Raw genomic sequence first — 18,867 nt, forward strand, 5'->3', positions numbered from 1 at the left:
AGTGCCGAAGAAGAAGCCATACTACCTCCAAGATCCCTGGGAGATACTCTTTAAGGTCAAAAAGCTGGGGAAGACAAGCCCTTGGAGCATAGATCTGGTGCATATCCTCACTACCCTTTTAGAGGAGATGCACAAGGTCGGCATTGATTTTAGAATCGCCGGGACAGCTATCAACTCCTCGGTAATAATCTACCAAAAAAAGGCTGAGCTTCTCCTCAAGTTAGAGGAGCCTCGGAAGCCCCAGATTGTGAGACCCGACATCTATGTCCCTCCAGCCCTAAATCTCCCCTTCCGATTCGAGTTTACGAATACTAGCGTCACAGATCTTATTACTGCCTTAGAGAGTGCGCTCACGGAGGATAGGAGGTCATCTCTCCCACGGGTTCCCGTGCTCCCGGTTCAGATACCAGACTTTCTAGATGTGGAACAGTATCTCCTTGAGGTGGGGGAACGATCGGAGGGACTCTACGAGAGCCTTTTGGAGAGGGATGGAGGGCCTTTCAGCATCAGGGAACTCATAGAAAACTTGAGTCCTATAGAGAAGGTCCGAATATTCATGATGCTACTGTTTTTGGCCCAGAGTCTCAAGGTGGATCTCTTTCAGGACGAACAAGAGACCGACATCCGGATTAAAGTCAGAGAGATGAATGATGATCAGCAATATCCAGAACAATAAACGCTTGGCGATGCTTGAGGCGGCTCTTTATGCTGCAGGGCGTCCGGTTGAACTTAAGAACATGAAAGTAATCGCCAGAACGAAATCGGATAAGGTGATCGCAGGTTTAATCCGAGAACTCTCTCTTCGATACGAGGCTCGGAGGAGTGCTTTAGAGGTCATGATCCTGCCAGGAAACAGAGCCGTCATGAGGCTCAAACAGAGGTTTGATCATTCGGTGAAGAGATTTACAAAAAGGCCACTTCTCTCAATCGGTCCCCTTAAGACCCTGTCCTACGTTGCCTATAATCAACCTGTACTCCAGGGTCAGGTTGTGGCGGACAGAGGAAACCACGTCTACTCTCACCTTAAGAGGATGGCGGACATGGGGCTAATCTCCAGAGAGAGAAACGAGAACAGAGCCTATGTGATCAAAACAACCCCGTTCTTCGCTGACTATTTCGGTTTTGGCACGGATCCCATGAATACGAAAATACAACTCAGAAGAATATTCAATCAGATAAAAATCCACAGACTGGATAACGGAAATGGGGAGAGCGCTGGGCGAAAGACCCTCAATCTGGCTTTCGACGGGAGCACCATCGCAGAGCCCATGGATAAGCTCCCCTAAAAACTGTGGAGAACGCCCCTGAGGAGAACACAAGAATATTCCACACATTTTTATATCCTCCCTAGGTCTAAGTCTAAAGAAAGAGCAGAGCTTTTTACACTGAGGAAAAATAGATGGCTTGGCAGAGTGGGATAACAAAGCGAAAAAAGACGGGCGGAAAGAAGAGAGCCTATAGATCCAAGAGGCTTAGGGACGCGGGTAGCGCTCCATTGCAATCTGAACTGGGAAATACCATTAGGAGGGTGGAGTCTGGGAAGAGTCGCCTCCTCAAGGTGAAGCTATTCTCTGACAATGTTGTCAACGTCTCCGACCCATCAACAGGGACAACCGAGAGACTTGAGATCCGTGACGTCGTGGAGAACCCTGCAAACATTGACTACAACAGGCGAGGAGTTATCACCAAAGGAGCCATCGTGCGTACTGATGAAGGCCTCGCAAAAATAGTCTCAAGACCAGGGCAGCACGGCGTTTTCAATGCAATCGTCATAAAAGAGGAGTAGTAACATCCCTCATGAGATGAGGCCCCGGTGAGGAAAAAACGCAGACTAGTATTCTGGCCAGCTTATTTCGAGTCTAATAATACTAGAGGGGAAGGCCGAAGAGTGCCCAAGGCACAGGCTATCCGGAGCGTCAGTATTGGTGAGCTCTATAGAGCGGCTGAGGAACTTGAGTTGAACCCGGAATTGAAACCTAGTTCAGCCTACACAAAAAAGCCATGGGATCGGACAGGATCCGTCATTGTCAATAAGGCTAAGTCGAAAACACTCACCACAACTGAGATCGCGTCGCGGATACGCTCAAACCGATCCAAAAGATAAATCAATTCGCCCCAGGATAAACGATAATGAAGTGTTAAAAAATTGGTTACACGTAAAGGAGGATCTATAAAGAAAGGCAGTCAGGTCGGAACGGTGAGTCACATCTCTCGAAGCAGTGGGAACCTTATCCTCGAATCAAGCCGGAACGCCAAGATCGGGGAGACGGTTTTTGATTATAAGGGTAAGCGGGTTGGCGTTGTCTTTGATGTCTTTGGCCCTGTGAATAAACCATATGCCTCAGTTAGGACGAGGATCAAAAAACCTGAACACCTAATTGGCGCAGAGTTGTACTCGGGCAGAGGAAAAAGTAGAACCTAGGGTATCCTATAACGGGTAGAAAGTGTGTTACATCCTAGTTAACGTTTGATCTTCCCCTGGATAAAGTCTTCCACCAGATTTTTTGCGACGTTGTCACTAATCTGGAACGGGGGATGCTTGAAGGCGTAGGAGGAGATGCTTGTAAGAGGACCGGATATGCCCCTGTCGAGGGCAAGTTTCACAGCTCGTACGACATCAATGACAACGCCACCGCTGTTAGGTGAATCATTTACCACAAGCTTAAGGTTGAGTGTGATGGGAAGATCTCCGAAGCCTTTACCGTCTACCTTGATGTAGCAAATCTTGTGATCCTTAAGAAAAGGAACAAAGTCACTGGGACCGATACGAGTGGGGACCTCGTAGGGTATCATGCTCGTAACAGCCTCGGTTTTGCTAACCCGCTTCGTGTGAAGCCTATTCTCCACAGTCATATTGAGGAAATCGGTGTTCCCACCGATATTGAGCTGGTAGGTGGAGTCTACGTGAACCCCTCGATCAGAAAATAATTCCGCAATAGCCCTGTGGAGAATAGTGGCCCCGATCTGGCTCTTAATATCATCCCCTGCGACGGGGAGGCCGGCATTTATGAAGCTCTTGGCCCACTCAGGAACAGAGGCAATGAACGCGGGAATGCAATTAATGAATGCACAACCGGCTTTAAGAGCCGCTCGGGCGTAGAACTGAGTGGCCTCGGCGCTACCTACCGGAAGATAGTTGATGAGCATATCTGCCTCAGATTCCCTGAGAGCCTCTACAATGTCAACTGGCTCGTGGTCCTCAACGAAGAAGGCCTCCCTCATGTGTGGGGCCACTCCATCTGAGACCGGGCCCGGCTGGACCTTCCTCCCTATCGTAGGGACCTTGACGAACTTTGCGCAAAGGTTTGGCTCCGCGAAGATGGCCTCCGAGATGTCCATACCAATTTTTTTGCTGTTGACATCAAAAGCGGCAACGAACTCTATGTCATCGATAAAGTAGCCACCAAAGTCGATGTGCATGAGGCCTGGGATCTCCCCCTCTTTCTGGTGCCGGTAATACTCGACCCCCTGTATTAGTGCGGAGGCGCAGCTCCCTAGTCCCGCTATTGCGACCCGGATCTTCCCCAAAGTGATGCCTTCGTTGAACTTTCAGTTAAGTACTCATTTCTGTTATTAAAGTGTCCCTTCGAAAAGAAATCGTTTCCGCTCTGGAATCACTTCAATCGAAGACTAGGGGGGAGAGCAATCTGATTCAAACAATGTCGTTTTTTATGTATTTTCTGATTCCTTCATCATCCCGAACCATTTTTATCTTTTCTTTTTTGAAAAGAGACCGGAGGAGCTTAAAAACACGCTTTTCCTCCACCTCCATTACTTGAGCTACCTCGATCAAACTCATAGGCGTATCATGGATATGCACAAGTATCTGTTTCTTCAGTTTGGCAGTAGACACTTTTTTCGGCTTGGCAACAGACAACGTTAATTCACCTAAGATACATGGTGCTAGGTAAATAAATTAATATTTGTGATTGAATGAAAAGACCAAAAAACGGTAATTTTTCTGATAATCAGTTTTGAATCAACCTAGTCACACGTGGTTTGTTCATTTTTCCAAAGAGGGACAATACGGTCGTTTATTTTAAGTTTAATAAGGATATTTTTTCTCAATAAAGCACACGCCTGCTCAAGCTATAAATATCCTAGAAGGCTATTTGAAACCGGAAGGAATTACGAACAATGGCAAAAGTGTCTGTAGAGATAACGGATATTCTTGAGGAAGGGTGGTGCCCGTTGGATCACAAGATTGGTGAGACGTTTAACTATCCTGAGGATATAGGAAAACTCTGCCCGGCTGCACTCAACTCTATCTACCCTTATCTGAGAATATTGGAATCGGGAGGATCCTACGAATACTTCGAAACGCCCAACTCCCACTCTGCCTGCTGCCCCGATTATAAGCGCCCTGTAGTCTTCAAGATATCCCGTGAAGCATCAGAGTAGGGGCCCTTTTTTTCTTGATCCGATCAACCACCAAATCTATGGTATGAAAGAGAAAGATAATCAAAGTCTAGTGCTATTTTTTCTGTATTGATACATCTAATTAATGGAACTTCTGAGGGGGGGGAGGGGTCGTCCTTCTCTCCCTAGTTCTCGCGCGCTGCAGCGGGATAGGTAAATTGATCTCAGCCAATTATAGATAGACAGTGATTAAGGTGAAAAAGAGTGTGGAAATAAACCTGTTGTCCTGAAAGAAAATTAGATATAACAATTATTTCAGGTAAATAATTGTCTGAATTGAGGTGGAAAAAGCGAAGGCACTCCCCCGGTATGCCAGAAGACAACTTTGTCGTCCTCAGTGAAGACCTCCTTTTTTATCAAGTCAATTAATCCAGCCATGCCTTTACCTGTATAGATAGGATCTAAAAGCACTCCTTCTGTCTTTGCAACAAGCTTAATCGCCTTAATCATGCCCTCAGTAGGAATAGCATATCCGTTTCCAATGTAATCAATTTTAACGTTGATGTCGTCTGGTCTGAATTCGATATTCAATCCTAGATGATTCGCTGTTCCGTTGATTAGATCCGTAAGGTTCTGTTCCCAGTTATCTTTCCGTTCACTGATAGCTATTCCCATGACCTCGATATCTGAATTAGCTGCTATCGAGCCTAGACACAGACCACCATACGTACCTGCTGCACTTGAGACTAGGACCTTGTTGATTTCTAGACCCCGCTGCTTTATTTGGCTCTCTAACTCATTGAACGCGTTGACGTATGCAGTAGCACCTTTTGGAACTGAACCAAATCTGTGAATGATAAAGGGGGTATGCCCCAATTCTCTCAACTCTTGAGCAATTTCCTCCATTTTTGGTTCCAAATCATCTTCATGCCCGCCGACGAAGCGGATCTCGGCTCCCATAATCGTTGTGAGTAACAGATTGCCGTTAATTTCCTGAGGCTTTTTATCGCTGATCACTAAAAGGAGATCAATGCCGAGTTTCCGGGTAGCTGCAGTAGTTTGTCTTAAGAAATTTGACTGAGGATTGGCTCCTGTAACGATTATATCCGCTCCGAGATTTAACGCGTCTCCCAGGATAAACTCAAGGATTCTCGTCTTGTTACCGCCCGTCGCAAGTCCGGTCATATCATCTCTTTTAATGTATATTTGTGGCCCACCGAGTTCTTTTGATAAATTTTTCAAAGGCTCCAATGGTGTTGGTAAGACTGCTAGTTTTACTCTGGGTAGGTCATTGATTCTCATTTCATAAAGGCTCCCAAACGTGACCGCTTTGTATTTTTATTCACGTCACTTCACGCCAATACTCTTTTCTTCACTTCACTTTAAGTATAATTGCATCTAGCGTGCGAGTTTGGTACAGAGGAGATCTGGTTTTATTTTGCGCGCAAAACAGTATCTGAAATAAACCCAAGGATTGGCGGGCTCGATGGGATTCGAACCCATGATCTCCGGCTCCGGAGGCCGGTGCATTATCCACTCTGCTACGAGCCCTCGTGAAAACACGACAGAGGACACACGATTAAAGGATTTCTGTAGAACTCATCAACCCTCATCTAGCTCACAGAGCTCCCGATGAGAGCGATTCAGAACCCCCTGAGCCCTCTCCACGATCACTGGACCCACACCCCGTACCTCAGCCAATGATCCCAGCAGCCTCCTTGTCTTACCCGAAGCAGAAACATGCACCTCTGCCGACGCGAACTCCTTAATCACCTTGAAAGGCGTGTCAAATTGGGCCAACAGTTCCCCCGCAAGGGTCGTTCCAACTTGAGGCAGCCCCGACAGGAGGAACACCTGCTGCTGACTCGGAGGCAGGTCTCTCCGCACGCTCCGAAGTTGCACAGTCCTCTCCTTTTTAACCTGCTCCCGATACGCTAACCGATGTAGTAGCACCGCCGTGCCATCAGGACTATCCGTAGGGATCACAGATAACCCATAATCCAGCGCAAGACTTGACAACGCCCCATATACTGACGCAGGCCTCATACGACTCCTGCCGAAAGCCCGGGATAGCTTTCCCTCTAATATCAAGATCGGTTTTTCGTACACACGGGCCATATCTCCTGCCTGACTAAATAGTCTCCCATCCCTCATGCTCCCTAGAAAATCGGACACGTCCTTCCTTTCCACGCCACACCTGTCAGAAACCACGTAGTCGCAAACATCTAGCTTCTGCACGTCTACCTTGAAACCAGCTAGTCGGAGATAATTCACAATGTCCCGACGTCCCGTAGCCTCATTGCTATCCACACTTATCTGTAGACTTTCACTCAAAACCAGTCACCATAAATCCGGTCCTCTACGTTCGACCCCCCTCCCTCTCCATTAAACAAAGAAAACAGATCCACAATTCTCGTCTAACTCGAGCCAAAAAAAATACTCCACGGCAACACCCAACGCGGACATATTGGGATATTCCATGGTACCATCGGATATATCATTCATCTCCTCCAGAACAATCATAACACGTGAGTTATGTAAACGATTAAGGTATGGTTGGAGGCTTGATCTTTGTTTTTCGTGGCGGTTTAGCCAGAAAAGCTGCAATCATTCCAAGGATTGGGAAGATCATGGAGATCGTTAAAGCCTCAGTATAACCTCCAAAGATATCGTATGCATATCCAAAGGGGAGGGGGCCTAGTGCTGATCCAATCACTCCTGCCATCATTGTCATCCCTCTGATACTTCCTAAGTGATGGCGTCCATAATAGTCAGGCCAGATCACTCCACTCACCATTATCTGAAAGGCCATTGTTATCCCTGTTATGATGCCATAAATCCCTGCCATCTGGAATGAATCCGTCATATATAGGATGACAAGTGTGACAAAGAGCCCGGCCATGGAGCCTATTTGAACGAATCTAGCGGGCACTTTGTCAGCGATCCGGCCTGCAACAAGCACTACGGGAAGTCGGATGAAGGCCATGAGGCTCAAAACTACTGCGGCTGATTGGGCAGAGACTCCAATTTGGTCCATGATTGAGATCTGATGGAAAATGAGACCTGTGTTAATCGCAGAGGGGATGATATTGCAGAAAAGGAGGAGCCAGAAAGTCCTAGTGCCCATAGCCTCCCTAACTGTCCAGCTCTCCCCCAAGGGTGAATTATTAGGTTCATTTACTAATGGGGACAATGTCTCGCCGTCAGGGGCGAGTCCTACATCTTCTGGTTTATCCCTGGTCAGGAGATAGGCAACAGGTGCCATTACGAGCCATAGTAGAACGGCCCAGATTCGCCATCCGGTCTTCCATCCAAAATGTTCGATGATGTAAATATTTAAAGGCGGGATGAGCGCAGACCCTGCAGCACCTCCTATTGCAACAATACTGAGAGCTCGCCCCTTTTTCCGAATGAACCACTGGGGGACAAGGGTGCTACTGCTTAGGCTCATGGATCCTTGACCCAAGAGTCGTATCAAAAAAAACCCGACTAACATTGTAAAGGAACTATTTACGATACTCATACCCAAGCAGGCCAAACCGAAAACAAGTGCAATGGATGTTGTTGCAACTCGGTGACCCCGGCGGTCGAGCAAGTTACCCACTAACCCCATCAAAAGGCCAGCAGTTAGAGTCCCTGTAGAGTACATAGTGGAGATCGTAAACCGGCTCCAGCCAAATTCCCTGATATAGGAGTCGATGAATGTAGAGACGCTGTAGGTCTGACCTGGTCCCGAAAAGAAAATGGTAAGGGAGGAGACCACAACTATGACCCATCCGTAAAAGAAAGGCGGCCTAAAGGGGAGGGAGAAGCGACCCCTGGTTTTGTTGCTCATTGATAGGATTCTCGGGATAAATCATAAATAAAAAGATAACTACGTCAGTCAAGATTAGAGTATATCACACGCGTTTTGGGGCTACAAAGCGATCTTGATGGGTAAGAGGCTCTAGCGGATACTATGGGGTACCTAAGGGATGTTTCTGTGGCTCTTGGTGACCTGATGGCTACTTAGGAGGGATATTTGGTGGTCAGAGAGACCCGTAGAAGCGCGCGACGGAACTTTGAACTAGATCAGTCTATACCGATGATGCGGCGCTTCCTGAGGGCCTCTGTGGCCTCAACATCCACAGTCAATGAGTCTGGCTCGATGGCCACACCGTATTCTCTCTCTGCGGATTCGACGGTGCAGAGGCCATTAAGGACGTCCTCTTGTATTAGGGCGGGGAGTCTCGCATAAGGGTCCCCGTACCCTCCACCTCCCGGGGTTCTGATCAATAAGGTGTCCCCCTCCTCAATGGGCACTGTGCACTTCGAGGGGAGCTTCCGCTTAGTTCCATCCCGCTTAAAGAGAATATACTCTCCAAGGGCCCCAGGTCCCCCTCCATAGAGACCCCATGGTGGAATCTTGTTCCTCTCCCCGAGGATTGAGAGGGTAGCGCACTCCGACTGCAGAGTCCAAATCCTCTCGATACCGCAGCCTCCTCTCCATCTACCAGGTCCCCCGGTATCTGGGCGGAACCTGTAGGCCTCGAATCTGAGAGGGAGATCAGCCTCTAGGGCCTCAATTGGGGTGTTCATGGTGTTGGTCATATTGACATGAACCCCATCCACCCCATCTGAGCCGGGTCGGCCCCCGTTTCCCCCGGCAATGGTTTCATAGAACGTCCAAGGAGACCCATCCCTCCGTAATCCGCCCACGGAGACATTGTTCATAGTCCCCTGGCTAGCTGCGGGCACTCTCCCAGGAAGGGCCTTGGCTAAAGCCCCCATGAGGGCATCCACGTTCCTCTGACTTGTCTCTACGTTACCCCCTGCTACCGGGGCTGGCCTCCGAGGATTGAGAAAACACCCCTCCGGAATGTTCAATGTTAGAGGCCTGAAACATCCTTCATTCACAGGGATGGTCGGGTCAGTCACTGAGATCAAGGTAAAAAAGACGCCGGCGAGAGTGACTCCTAGTGGGGCGTTAACAGGCCCTGCAACCTGGGGTGAAGTACCCTCAAAGTTAAACTCAACAGAATCGCCCTCAACTATGATTTTGACATGGATAAATAGGGGATCGTTTGCTGTCCCCGAGTCCTCGAGACAATCCTCCGCTTCATATGTCCCATCGGGGATAGTCTGGATACTGGCCCGCATTCGACGCTCGGAGTAATCCATCACGGCTCCCATCGCCTCGTGGAGCACCTCTACCCCGTACTCTTGGATGAGCGCGCCCACCCGTAGTTTTCCAGTGTTATTTGCAGCTATCTGGGCCCTCAAATCCCCCATCTGGATCTCGGGAGTTCTTACGTTGCTCCTGAAGAGCCATGAGAGTTCCGTGTCGATGGCACCGCTTCGAACGAACTTCACCGGTGGAATAATGAGACCTTCCTGATAGAGCTCTGTAGAGTCCCCCGCGATGCTCCCAGGAGCCCTCCCGCCTACGTCTGTATGGTGGGCCTTGTTAGCTGCATAGCCGATAAGCTCACCATCGTAGAATATTGGGGCTATTAAGGTAAGGTCAGGGAGGTGGGTACCACTAATATAGGGGTCATTGAAAAGAAGCATGTCCCCTGGTCCCAACTCGTTTTTGTATAGGCGAAGCCCCTCTCGGACCGCTATCGCCATGGAGCCTAGGTGTACAGGGATATGCTCAGCCTGAGCGACTAGGCGGCGCTGGTGGTCGAAGAGGGCGCAGCTGTGATCCATCCTCTCCTTTATGTTAGGAGAGTAAGCTGACTTTTTTAGTGCGATCCCCATCTCCTCGGCGGCGTAAATAAGGGCGCCCTTGATGACCTCCACTGTTGTTGCATCGAGGACTATTGGGCTTCCCTCCTGAGATTAAGGACGCCGAACCAGTCTGTTTCTCCCTTCCACTCGGGGTAGACTACCGTCGTGGAGTCGTACTGCTCAATGATGGCAGGCCCATGAAGGACGCTCCCAGATCCAAGATCTTTCCGTTTGTATATCGGGGTTTCAAACCACGTGTCAGGTCCATCGAAATAGACAGACCTAACGCTGGTGGGGATTGGCCGTTTTGAGCCTTTCGGAATCCGTAAGAGCGCCGGTTTTTTAATAAACCCCACCGCTCTAAGCCTAAGGGTCACGAGTTCCACAGGCTCATCTTTATCATAGTAGCCGTAGATTTTTCCGTGCCTTTTGTGGAAGTTCTTAACTGCTTGGTGCATCCGATCCTCCAAAGGTCCCTCTGGATAGTCGACGGAGATCTCATAGGATTGACCATAGTACCTGAGATCCATGTATCTCCTAAGCCTCATATCCCCAGGAGAAACATCCTCAGAGGAAAGTATCTCTCGCCCCTCCTCCTCCATCTCCCCAAACAGGACCTCAAGTTGTCCCACATCAGCTCGCTCTACCCGGGTGATAATGGCCTTAGAAAGATCGTGAAATAGATCGGCTGTAAGGAGACCCAACGCGGAGAACATTCCAGGATTTGGGGGCACTATAATTTCGTCGATCTCCAGCCCCTCTGCAAGAGAGCATGCGTGCATAGGGCCCGCCCCGCCGAAGGATACTAAGGTGAATCGTCGGGGATCGTAGCCCCGCTCAATAGAGACTATCCTGAGTATCTGGGACATTAGGGAGTCGGCGACCTTGATAACACTCATAGCGGTACTCTCAGGATCCATCCCCAGCTTACCCCCGAGTCGCTCAGCTGCTTTCTCTGCGAGCTTGGGTTTGATCTCCATCTGCCCCCCCAATAAGCTATTTGGATTTAGCCGTCCCAAGACAAGGTTGGCGTCTGTGATAGTCAGCTCGCCTCCGCCCTTCCCGTAGCAGGCTGGCCCAGGCTTAGCCCCAGCGCTCATAGGTCCAAGATGGAGCCCTCCGGACTCGTCCGCCCAAGCAATTGTCCCCCCACCCGTGCTACATTCTGCGAGATCAATGAATGGGAAACTTACGGGATACCCGCTCCCCTTGAGGATACGTCCCATATGGACCTTTCCCGCAACCTCATATTCATGAACTACCTCTGGGATCCTCCCCCTTACAGTTCCAGCCTTAGCCGTTGTCCCCCCCATATCAAAGCTCATCACTTCATCTCGACCAATGAGACCCCCCATCCAGGCAGAGGCGATGACTCCTGAGGCTGGGCCAGACTCCACTATGGATGCTGGTTTTTCTGAGACAACCTCGGAAGCAGCCATCCCCCCATTGGACTGCATCACGTAAAAGGACGCGACTACCCCGAGCCCCTTCAGACCGTCGGCGAGACGGGAGACGTATGTTTTGATGATGGGAATAAGTGTTGCATTAACAACTGCCGTGCTGAACCGCTCGTATTCCCGGTATCCACTAGAGATCCGGCTCGAGACGGTAATGGGAATATCAGGCAATGCTTCCTTGAGGATAACATATGCCTGTTCTTCATGCATTGGATTTGCGTAGGAGTTAAGGAACCCTATTGCCACTGATTCGACGCCATTTCTCTGTATCCTCTTGACGGCCCCCTCAAGGTCCTCCTTATTTAGAGGCCTCACCACGTTCCCCTTATGGTCCATCCGCTCCCGAACCACGTTCCTGTCCCTCCTCGCCACTAGCATCTGTGGCCGCTGGAAGAACAAGTTGTATACCTCCGCCCTCCTCTGGCGACCGATCTCCAAAACGTCCCTGAACCCCTCAGTGGTAACGAATGCGGTTCTGGGTAGGTCTAGGTCAACCTGGCCAAATAGCGCGTTGGTGGCGATTGTTGTGGCGTGGCCCACCATTCCCACGTTGAGGGGGTCCCTCCCCTCAAGGAACCTACGAAGGGCTAGGAGAACTCCCAATTCGGGGCTTTTGGGCTCCGTGGGGACCTTGATATTGATGACTCGCCCATTCTCTCCGCCCATCGCAACGAGGTCAGTGAATGTGCCTCCAACATCAACGCTTACCCGATACAATGAACATCCTCCAACACCCATACATCGACATTATGAATATTAAGCCATCACTAGGTGGCTATGGGTTCTCCTCAAAAGCCACTCGCTTGATGAATGTTCTAGTTTTGAGCATCACATCCAGCTCCCCTTTGGCTTTCAATTGGTTCCCCCAGAGCCTCACTCGCGTTGGGTGAGGGCTTGAGCTCTCCTCCTGTGGGCTTCCAGAGAAACTCCAACAAAAGATAGTGAAATTGGATCAGGTTCTAACTGCAAAGTCTCAGGCAGAAACGTATTCTAAGGGCAAGCCAAACTGCAACCGCCTTGTTGTCTCCGACGGTCGCCGTTATGGTGTATACATAAAAAAAATGGGAAAGAGACCGGAGATATCTCCATGATAATGGGGTTCGCTCCCCTGTACATTGCCAAACCCTCTGGAAAGAGCTAAACCAGCTCCCTGAATCTCCAACTGTAAAGTTTCTCGAAAAAAAATAACTTGGAAAGACCCTTCCAAATAGGTATTGACTACGAAAAGCATCAGATATAACTCTAGGAAATGGTAGGAAGATCTGGTGGAGATGCAGTCGAGGACATGAATGGGAAGCAGCGGTAGCCAGTAGGATCCGGGGGACTGGTTGTCCGGACTGCTTCTTTTGCCTTGATTCTCTTTGGAACAGGGATTTAATGCATGATCATCCCATACTTTACTCCTTTGTTTTTCTCAAAATATTCGCTATAATTTTGCTTATCTGAATCCTGAACTAGCCAAAGGGTGGCACTCAACCAAAAGAGAGAAAAGGCATACATACAGCCGGGTAAACTAAGAATAAACGGTCAGATGCAGGGAAAAGGAGATTTTAACCATGGGAAGAGGAGACGCAAGGAAAAGTACGGTCAACTACGATAAACGTCGCGACGGTAAGGTAGTTTACAAAAGGAAAACAAATGATCCAGAAAAAAAGGCTAAGGAGCCTACACACCAGGGAAAACGATTCACACTCCCAACAACAGACTTCGAAGTCTGTCGGATGACATCCAAGAAAAAGAAGCCGGAGACAGGAACGGGGACTTGACTCCAGATCAGATCACTCTAGGAAGCCGCAGGAAGGTCTGGTGGCGGTGCGGTCGAGGGCATGAATCATCAGGACTGTACGTCTCCATATCAAAGAAGATCCTGCTCATCCTACTATGCTATCCGTGAAGCTCTTCTACTAAGTAATTCAACAAAACAATAGCAGTCTTCTTGTCTAATGGTTCATTGTTAGTTCCACATTTTGATGAGTAGATACATGAGGGGCACCCCTCCTCGCATTTACAATCTTTAACGAGATTTAATATAGTCCCCAAGAGCTCAGGTAACAACTCATGGAGTTTTTCTGATAACCCAATTCCACCCTTGTATCCATCATATACGAAAATCGTTGGTTCCATAGTATCTCGATGAAGTTCAGTGGAAACCCCCCCGAGATCTCTTGGGTCACACATTGCATGTAATGGAGAAATTGCTATCATGGCATGCTCTATCGCATGCAATCCTCCAGCCAAGTCCAAGCCTGAACTACGAATACGAGATACAATAGACGAAGGAATGGTAAACCAGAATCCGATTGAAGGGAAATTTAGTGGAGGAAGATTGAGTGGGTGCTTGGAAATTACTTTCTCATTACGCATTCTTCGATATTCAATGTAATACTCAGTAACATCTACTTTTCCTAATCCCGATTTGATCCCACGGTTTAGTTCATTTATTCTACTCTTGATGGAGATGTCGATTGTTTTCAGAGCCTCAGTGTAATACCCTGGGTCAGCTTCTTCAACACGAGCCACTAAACTATTGAGGTCTAATGAATTTACCTGATATGGTTCACCTTGATGAAGAAAAATTGCTCCTTCATGCACCTCTCTATATGCCTGAGTGATGTCCATTGTCTCAAGTGCCCTAGAATAATGGAAAACTGTAACCGTTTGATCTAAAATGTTGTTTAACTTAACTCTAGTTTCGGGTCTAAAAGTACCTGAATACATCCACCCTTCTTGCCTTTTCTTAATTAATCGTTTTTCGGACAATTCATCGATTGATTGAAGATAGCCTTCGGAGAAGTAATCTATGTCTCTGTCTGATAGGGGCAGCTCATTGGATGCACACATAACATGCCCAATAGTTATGTAAGGATTATCAAGGTTAATTACCGCATTCTCAGGGTTCCTACTGAAAAAGTCCTGAGGATGGTTCATAAAATATTGATCTAAGGGGTCCTGAAAAGCAACGAGGAAAACAACAGAGTCATCTATCAATCGTCCCGCTCTCCCTGCCTGTTGCCAAGTGGATATCACAGTTCCTGGATATCCTGACATTATAACACAGTCAAGTGAACCAATGTCGATGCCAAGCTCTAATGCGTTGGTTGTAACGACGCCTGATATCTCTCTCTGTTTTAAGCCTCTTTCTATTTTTCTCCGCTCTTCAGGGTGATATCCTGCGCGGTAAGAGTATACGGCATCAGCGAGTTCTGGGTGGGTACGGTCGAGGTCTTGTTTAACCCATATCCCAATTAACTCAGCCATTTTACGGGATTTAGTAAAACATAGTGTCTGGAGTTCTTCCCGGATACAATAGGATAATAATGTCCTGGTTTCTTGATGGGTTGATCTTCGAGTTAAATCATCATCAATGAATGGAGGATTCCAGAAGATGAAACTCTTTTTCCCTGATTCAGAGCTATCACTTGAGATAACATGGAAATCCTTTCCTGTGAGTTTCTTTGAATGCTCTTTTGGATTGGCGATAGTAGCCGAAGATAGGATATACTGCGGATTCGAGCCATAAAAACGACAGATTCTTTGAATCCGTCTTATGAGGAGTGCAATATGAGATCCAAATACTCCTCGATATGTGTGTGACTCATCTATTATTATGAATTGTAAATTCTCATAGAAATTTTTCCATAAATGGTGCCAGTGGAGATAATGATGGAGTCCGTATGGATTAGTTAGTACTATGCGTGCCTTGTCTCTGATGCGTCGTTTGTCGTCTCGTGATGTATCACCATCATATATTTTTGGATGAACTGAGATGCCTGTTTCCTTTTCCATGATTAAAAGAACATTTTGTTGATCGTTTGTCAGGGCTTTCATTGGGTATATGTATAGAGCACGAGCTTGTGGATCCATTGATAACGCCTCAAAGACAGGTATGTTGAATGCAAGTGTTTTTCCTGAGGCTGTGGGGGTTGTAATGACAATGTTTTCACCTTTTCGTGCTAGGTTAATTGCATCTGCTTGATGTTTATAGAGAGTGATATCACGATTGTCAAGATATTGTTGTAGCGAGGGTGATAGAGGGGTCTCAAGTGTTCCTTGTACCTCTTTTTTTCGAGGTAAGAATTCGATATGCTCAATTTGGCCTTTATAGCCCTCAAGTTTTTTTAATCCTTTAATGAAAGATTCCATTCTTCAACTCTCACCCCATCATTGTGTAATAGCCAAGGAAGCTTTTATAGAATAATGTTAGAAGCATTAACGTGAGTCTGTTTTAGCACCCAGAAGCTAATTGATCGCCTCAAGAAATCTAATCTCTATATGGAATACCCTTGCGGAGCTGAGCACAAACTATCAGACCTATCACTATTTGATGGAACCAAGCCATTTCCCTCTGAAGTTGAAGAGGTTCAGGAGCAATATGAAGATCTAGTGAAGGTACAGCAGAGGTCATGAATGGGAAGCATTTGTAAGAAGCAGGATAGGTGGAACTGGGTGTCCAGACTGCAACAGAGAACTCAGAAGCTGCAGAAATTAAGGTCTTTCTCGCGTGCATTTGAACTTGTAAAAAAAGGGGAAGGAGGCGGGGGATATATCGCCACCAGGAGCAGAGTTAGAATCTCTCCCGGGCTGCCATTAGATTCTCCCGGGTCAACCAAACCTCACATACAACCTTTTTTGCGCGCACGATTTATTTTGGACTATTAATTATAGCCTATGTCAATTCATGAGGAGGTAAAGGCTGAGTTAGAGAAACTTTCTGATCCGAAGCATGCGATGAAGCTTCAAGGATTCTTTAAGACTGGTAAGGGCGAGTATGGAGAAGGGGATGTTTTCATCGGTGTACGTGTTCCAGATCAACGGCGAATTGCGAAAAAGTACAGGGATGCTTCGTTATCTGATGTTTTAGAGCTTTTTCGGAGCGAGATACATGAACACAGGTTAACCTCGTTGTTCATTATAATTGAGCAATTCAGCAATGGAGACGAGGAAGCAAGACGTCGGATTGTTGATCTGTATCTATGTAATACGGCTTATGTGAATAACTGGGATCTTGTAGATAGTAGTGCGCATAAGATTCTGGGTGCCTGGTTGGTTGACAAGTCGAGGGGCGTGCTCTATGACCTGGCTAGATCCGAGAGTGTCTGGGAGAGGCGAATTTCGATTATATCGACTTTTGCATTCATTCGTCGTGGAGATCTGGTGGACTCACTTGCTTTGGCTGGGGCTTTGGTTTGTGATGCGCATGACTTGATCCATAAGGCATCGGGTTGGGTATTGCGGGAGATAGGGAAAAAAGACCCATCAGTCTTGGAAGAGTTTCTTACAGAACATTTCGAGACGATGCCAAGAACGATGTTGCGATATGCAATAGAACGGTTACCAGAGGAGCGGAGAAGGTTCTATATGGGAAGGTAGTGCGCGGCCGAGAAATTCATAAGTTCTAATTACTAAACAGCAGTTTGACTGATCACCTTGAGAAAAGAACAGATGAGATGGGACCTATCGCAGCTCGTTGTGAGCACAGACCCAGTTTCCGTCAGGAGCACGCTAGAGGTCATGGTGGCTGAATCCGCGAAGTTCCGAGATAAGTACTACGGTATTATCAGCGATTTGGATGCTGCTGGTCTCTTGGAGCTCCTGGAGCTGAGCGACTCCATGACCCTCAAGTATAGAGCCATTGCACTCTACTGCAGCCTGCTCTACTCAGCTAACGCCCTCGATGACACCGCCAAGCAACTCAACGACGCCTCCAAAACCTCCATTACAAAGATGAGCCAGACCCTAGCCTTTATCGACATCGAGATGGGAAATCTCATCGCCAGTAATCCTGCCCTCATCGAGGACCCCTCCCTCGCGGAGTACAAGCATTACCTGAAGAGGACCCTGAGGACCGTGCCCCACATGCTCTCAGATAAAGAGGAACAGCTGATCCTCGCCAAGGACAAGAACGGCGTCGACGCTTGGCAGCAGCTTCAGAACGACTGGCTCTCAACCCGGACATACAAGATCGAAGTGGAAGGCGAAAAAAAGACAATGCCCTACGGAGAGATCATTGGCCTCTTTCAGAACCCCGATCGCGATCTCAGAATGCGGGCGAACAAGATCGTCTACGAGGAGCTGGGCAGGGACGAAATAATCTGGGCTAGCGCTATCCGGTCCGTCTGCACCGACCATCTGCAAATTAGCGATCTCAGGAGTTACCCAACTGCTATGACCCAGAGCCTCATTGCCAATGACGTCGACAAGGAGACTATTGATAGTCTCATGGACGCCATCGTGAAGAATACAGAACTCTATCGTCGATACTTGAAGCTCAAGGCCAAGCTAATGGGCCTTGATAAGTTGGCCAACTGGGACATCGTGGCCCCCCTTCCTAACATCCCAGAGATGGTGTATACCTGGGAGGAATCCAGAGAGGAAGTTGTCTCCGCATACTCCAACTTCGATAAACAACTTGGTGGCTGGGCTAACGAGATGTTTGAACGAAATCACATAGACGGGGAGGTAAGGAAAGGGAAGAGTTCCGGGGCCTTTTGCGCAACATGGTTGGCCGGCAAGTCAGCATACCTGCTGCAAAGCTTCAACGGCACCATGATGAACGTCAGCACCTTGGCCCATGAGTTGGGCCATGCCATCCACGCCTACCTAGGCTCAAGGGCCCAAAAGCCTAGTAACTATAACATTGGGAGCTGTATAGCTGAGTGCGGCAGTAACTTTGGCGAGCTCCTGCTCTTTGATAGACTCCTTTCCAAAGCGGATAGTAAGGAAGAAAAGCAAGCTTTCTTGGCAGCCCTGCTGGACAGCTTTGGTATGAGCGTCTTCCAAGTTTCCGCCAGGGTATTCTTCGAGCAGAGCATGTACAACGCTATAATGGAGGGCGGTTTCCTTGACGGGGAAACGGTGGCAAGCCTCTGGACGACCGCCCGGGACAAGATCTACGGGGACTCCGTGGACTGGCTGGAGGTGATGAAGTGGGAGTGGACCATGAAGGTGCATTACTATATGCCCAACTACCGCTTCTACAACTATCCATATGTCTTTGCCAAGCTCTTCGTCTTTGCTCTCTACCGCCTCTATAAGGAGCAGGGTGAGGCGTTTGTCCCCAAGCTGAAGAGCCTGCTGGCGGCGGGCTCCAGTAAGTCGCCATGGCAGCTTGGAAAAGAGTTGGGGTTCAACATCAGGAAAGGAGAATTCTGGATGAAAGGCATGAGGCAGGTTGAGGAGTTCATCAATATGCTAGAGGAAACTGTCTAACCTCCGTGTGCTATAGAGACGCCGAACAGTACACGAAATCATAAATACGTTCCAAAGGGATATTCTGAGACTATCTTAAATAAAATGACTGTTCGAATTGGGCCAGATTCGCCATAAAGTGCGTAGACTT

18 protein-coding genes and 1 tRNA gene are annotated in these 18,867 nt (G+C 48.1%); 10 read left to right on the forward strand and 9 right to left on the reverse strand.

What is annotated here, in order from left to right:
• Position 1 precedes the first annotated feature (1 nt).
• From QGG23_05765 to QGG23_05785, 5 genes are all read left to right on the forward strand, one after another.
• Positions 2-676 (forward strand): hypothetical protein, encoded by a 675-nt coding sequence (locus QGG23_05765; GenBank protein MDP6048932.1) that lies wholly within the window; start codon positions 2-4, stop codon positions 674-676.
• Positions 648-1,286, forward strand: a complete 639-nt coding sequence (locus QGG23_05770; GenBank protein MDP6048933.1) for an SMC-Scp complex subunit ScpB — start codon at positions 648-650, stop codon at positions 1,284-1,286. The genes QGG23_05765 and QGG23_05770 overlap by 29 nt, the downstream gene beginning before the upstream one ends.
• 113 nt (positions 1,287-1,399) lie before the next feature.
• Positions 1,400-1,786, forward strand: coding sequence for a 30S ribosomal protein S8e (locus QGG23_05775; GenBank protein ID MDP6048934.1), 387 nt, complete (start codon positions 1,400-1,402; stop codon positions 1,784-1,786).
• Between the two features lie 27 nt (positions 1,787-1,813).
• A complete protein-coding gene (locus QGG23_05780; GenBank protein ID MDP6048935.1) occupies positions 1,814-2,104 on the forward strand; it encodes a signal recognition particle subunit SRP19/SEC65 family protein in 291 nt (96 codons plus the stop codon).
• A gap of 42 nt (positions 2,105-2,146) precedes the next feature.
• A complete protein-coding gene (locus QGG23_05785) occupies positions 2,147-2,422 on the forward strand; it encodes a Gar1/Naf1 family protein (protein ID MDP6048936.1) in 276 nt (91 codons plus the stop codon).
• A 38-nt stretch (positions 2,423-2,460) separates the two neighbouring features.
• On the opposite strand, the gene QGG23_05790 is transcribed toward QGG23_05785, so the two are convergent.
• Positions 2,461-3,528 carry an inositol-3-phosphate synthase gene (locus QGG23_05790; GenBank protein ID MDP6048937.1) on the reverse strand — a complete coding sequence of 356 codons (1,068 nt, stop codon included), beginning with the start codon at positions 3,526-3,528 and terminating at the stop codon, positions 2,461-2,463.
• Between the two features lie 124 nt (positions 3,529-3,652).
• On the reverse strand, positions 3,653-3,877 hold the full coding sequence (locus QGG23_05795) for a hypothetical protein (protein ID MDP6048938.1): 225 nt from the start codon (positions 3,875-3,877) through the stop codon (positions 3,653-3,655).
• Between the two features lie 260 nt (positions 3,878-4,137).
• Between QGG23_05795 and QGG23_05800 the strand changes: the two genes are divergently transcribed.
• Entirely contained in the window at positions 4,138-4,401 is a 264-nt protein-coding gene (locus QGG23_05800; GenBank protein ID MDP6048939.1) for a TIGR04076 family protein, read from the forward strand.
• A gap of 273 nt (positions 4,402-4,674) precedes the next feature.
• Here QGG23_05800 and QGG23_05805 read toward each other — a convergent pair whose 3' ends face one another.
• The 6 genes from QGG23_05805 to QGG23_05830 all read right to left on the reverse strand — a co-directional run bounded on the left by QGG23_05805 (position 4,675) and on the right by QGG23_05830 (position 12,245).
• Complete coding sequence (locus QGG23_05805) at positions 4,675-5,661, reverse strand: D-cysteine desulfhydrase family protein (GenBank protein MDP6048940.1); 987 nt, start codon at positions 5,659-5,661, stop codon at positions 4,675-4,677.
• Between the two features lie 173 nt (positions 5,662-5,834).
• Positions 5,835-5,910: transfer RNA gene (locus QGG23_05810), tRNA-Arg, on the reverse strand.
• 51 nt (positions 5,911-5,961) lie between these two features.
• On the reverse strand, positions 5,962-6,693 hold the full coding sequence (locus QGG23_05815) for an ERCC4 domain-containing protein (GenBank protein ID MDP6048941.1): 732 nt from the start codon (positions 6,691-6,693) through the stop codon (positions 5,962-5,964).
• Between the two features lie 211 nt (positions 6,694-6,904).
• Positions 6,905-8,194: an MFS transporter gene (locus QGG23_05820; GenBank protein MDP6048942.1), complete on the reverse strand. Its 1,290-nt coding sequence runs from the start codon at positions 8,192-8,194 to the stop codon at positions 6,905-6,907.
• Between the two features lie 236 nt (positions 8,195-8,430).
• Positions 8,431-10,143, reverse strand: a complete 1,713-nt coding sequence (locus tag QGG23_05825; GenBank protein ID MDP6048943.1) for a hydantoinase B/oxoprolinase family protein — start codon at positions 10,141-10,143, stop codon at positions 8,431-8,433.
• A gap of 17 nt (positions 10,144-10,160) precedes the next feature.
• On the reverse strand, positions 10,161-12,245 hold the full coding sequence (locus QGG23_05830; protein MDP6048944.1) for a hydantoinase/oxoprolinase family protein: 2,085 nt from the start codon (positions 12,243-12,245) through the stop codon (positions 10,161-10,163).
• 519 nt (positions 12,246-12,764) lie between these two features.
• Between QGG23_05830 and QGG23_05835 the strand changes: the two genes are divergently transcribed.
• Entirely contained in the window at positions 12,765-12,974 is a 210-nt protein-coding gene (locus QGG23_05835; protein ID MDP6048945.1) for a zinc-ribbon domain-containing protein, read from the forward strand.
• Between the two features lie 110 nt (positions 12,975-13,084).
• Positions 13,085-13,294: a hypothetical protein gene (locus tag QGG23_05840; GenBank protein ID MDP6048946.1), complete on the forward strand. Its 210-nt coding sequence runs from the start codon at positions 13,085-13,087 to the stop codon at positions 13,292-13,294.
• A gap of 118 nt (positions 13,295-13,412) precedes the next feature.
• On the opposite strand, the gene QGG23_05845 is transcribed toward QGG23_05840, so the two are convergent.
• Positions 13,413-15,671, reverse strand: a complete 2,259-nt coding sequence (locus QGG23_05845) for a DEAD/DEAH box helicase (GenBank protein ID MDP6048947.1) — start codon at positions 15,669-15,671, stop codon at positions 13,413-13,415.
• Between the two features lie 525 nt (positions 15,672-16,196).
• Between QGG23_05845 and QGG23_05850 the strand changes: the two genes are divergently transcribed.
• Positions 16,197-16,898 carry a DNA alkylation repair protein gene (locus tag QGG23_05850; GenBank protein MDP6048948.1) on the forward strand — a complete coding sequence of 234 codons (702 nt, stop codon included), beginning with the start codon at positions 16,197-16,199 and terminating at the stop codon, positions 16,896-16,898.
• Positions 16,899-16,970: 72 nt separating this feature from the next.
• Positions 16,971-18,737 (forward strand): M3 family oligoendopeptidase, encoded by a 1,767-nt coding sequence (locus tag QGG23_05855; GenBank protein ID MDP6048949.1) that lies wholly within the window; start codon positions 16,971-16,973, stop codon positions 18,735-18,737.
• Positions 18,738-18,867 lie beyond the last annotated feature (130 nt).

It is taken from the genome of Candidatus Bathyarchaeota archaeon (genome assembly GCA_030739585.1).
Classification (GTDB): domain Archaea; phylum Thermoproteota; class Bathyarchaeia; order TCS64; family TCS64.

Excerpts from the sequence above, each read along its gene's own strand:
- QGG23_05770 (MDP6048933.1), top strand. The coding sequence starts at position 648 with ATGATGATCAGCAATATCCAGAACAATAAACGCTTGGCGATGCTTGAG.
- QGG23_05775 (MDP6048934.1), top strand. The coding sequence starts at position 1,400 with ATGGCTTGGCAGAGTGGGATAACAAAGCGAAAAAAGACGGGCGGAAAG.
- QGG23_05800 (MDP6048939.1), top strand. The coding sequence starts at position 4,138 with ATGGCAAAAGTGTCTGTAGAGATAACGGATATTCTTGAGGAAGGGTGG.
- QGG23_05805 (MDP6048940.1), bottom strand. The coding sequence starts at position 5,661 with ATGAGAATCAATGACCTACCCAGAGTAAAACTAGCAGTCTTACCAACA.
- QGG23_05820 (MDP6048942.1), bottom strand. The coding sequence starts at position 8,194 with ATGAGCAACAAAACCAGGGGTCGCTTCTCCCTCCCCTTTAGGCCGCCT.
- QGG23_05840 (MDP6048946.1), top strand. The coding sequence starts at position 13,085 with ATGGGAAGAGGAGACGCAAGGAAAAGTACGGTCAACTACGATAAACGT.
- QGG23_05845 (MDP6048947.1), bottom strand. The coding sequence starts at position 15,671 with ATGGAATCTTTCATTAAAGGATTAAAAAAACTTGAGGGCTATAAAGGC.
- QGG23_05850 (MDP6048948.1), top strand. The coding sequence starts at position 16,197 with ATGTCAATTCATGAGGAGGTAAAGGCTGAGTTAGAGAAACTTTCTGAT.
- QGG23_05855 (MDP6048949.1), top strand. The coding sequence starts at position 16,971 with ATGAGATGGGACCTATCGCAGCTCGTTGTGAGCACAGACCCAGTTTCC.